Annotated in this window: 1 protein-coding gene; it reads right to left on the minus strand. The window is 49.2% G+C overall.

From position 1 onward, the window contains the following. Window positions 1–1,060: 1,060 nt before the first annotated feature. On the minus strand, window positions 1,061–1,480 hold a 420-nt coding region (locus ABRP64_RS11605), incomplete at its 5' end, for an IS30 family transposase (RefSeq protein ID WP_349866533.1).

Here is a 1,480-nt window from a genome sequence, read left to right on the forward strand (position 1 = left end):
TAGCTCCTGATGTCTTTGAAGCCGAGACTTCGGCTATACTGACCACAGCAGCATAGCTAGCCCCCGATGTGTCCACTGTCCGGAGGTCAGGCCCGTTTGGGGATTTTATATTTGCGCAAAGCAAGTTAATTCTGGCAAAACTGATGCGCAGTCACTCTTAGATTGATAACCTTCAAATTGAGTCCTCGTGTCGTAGGTTTTAACTAAGTATCTATATTTCCGCGAAAGGAAGTTATGAAGAAGTTTAATAAGCTTGCGGTAGCCGCTGTTGGTTTCCTTGTTTGTACTGCAGCTCCTGCCGCTACAGCTGAAGATTCTTCCGCCCAATCGAATTCCAATAAAAATCAAGCGGAAGTTCAATTTGACGACTCCTTTGGAGACTCTGACTCGAATGGTGAGCGTGTGTCTACACGGTCTGCGGGAGGCGGCACTTGGGCACCTGGCGGTGCTGGTGCGCGAGTTACTATTGGAGTCGAAGGTAGCGGCCTAGAGCTTGGCAAAGTCCATGTGTCTTATTATCCTAGTTTCGATTGGAAAATCGACAATGTTTGCGGGACAAAGTATGAGCTCGCATACGATGAACCCAATGGTAACCGAAAAGTAATCCCTGCGGGTCCTAATGGGTGCACTCCTGCCGCGATGCCTCATGAACACAAATATGATCTAAATGGAGTTCAGGCGAAGGATGGATCGAAAACTTGTGGTCGGGTATACGTCGAAGCCAAGAAACAATGGTCCCCATGGGCCTGCGTAACCATGAAGAGGTGATAATTTGTTAAGTATTATAGCTTTGGTCGGTGGTCTCGTGTTTGCTGTAGTAACAGTCAGGAAGCTCACCGACATCGATAATCAATTAAAGCAGTTGCTTGCAGCACAAGAGAATTAGAGAGCTTTGAAAAATATCTGGTGTCCCATTCTTCCCCTGGAAAGTGTGGGCCACTGGAACGAGGGCAAGCTTATTACAAATGGTGCCTAGGATTCCGAGGGGCTTGCGCTTTCAGATTTAGAGGGCGGATTCTAGTGGTCGTGGAAACACGATTTTAGATTTCGGTGGCATAGCTTAGCAGTTCGGCCATTTTTCGGCTGGTTTGGCGAAGCCTAGGGTTGCGCGTGGTCTGTCGTTGAGTTGCATGGAAACGAACTCGAGGTCTTCTTTGGTGTGGACGGATAGGTCAGTGCCTTTGGGGAAATACTGGCGCAGAAGTGCGTTGGTGTTTTCGTTACTTCCTCGCTGCCAGGGTGATCCTGGATCACAGAAGTACACCGGATATTCGGTGGCAATGGTGAATGATTTATGGCCGGCCATTTCACTTCCTTGATCCCACGTCAGCGAACCACGCAGGTGTGCTGGTAGCTGTTGGATAGTCTCGACGAGCGCGTTGCGCACTTCTACAGCACCATGCCCGTTGGGCAGATGCAGCAGCATGACGTATCTGGTGCTGCGTTCTACAAGCGTGCCGATAGCTGATTTGTTTTCCTT

This window comes from Corynebacterium sp. KPL4015 (genome assembly GCF_040225725.1).
Classification (GTDB): domain Bacteria; phylum Actinomycetota; class Actinomycetes; order Mycobacteriales; family Mycobacteriaceae; genus Corynebacterium; species Corynebacterium rhinophilum.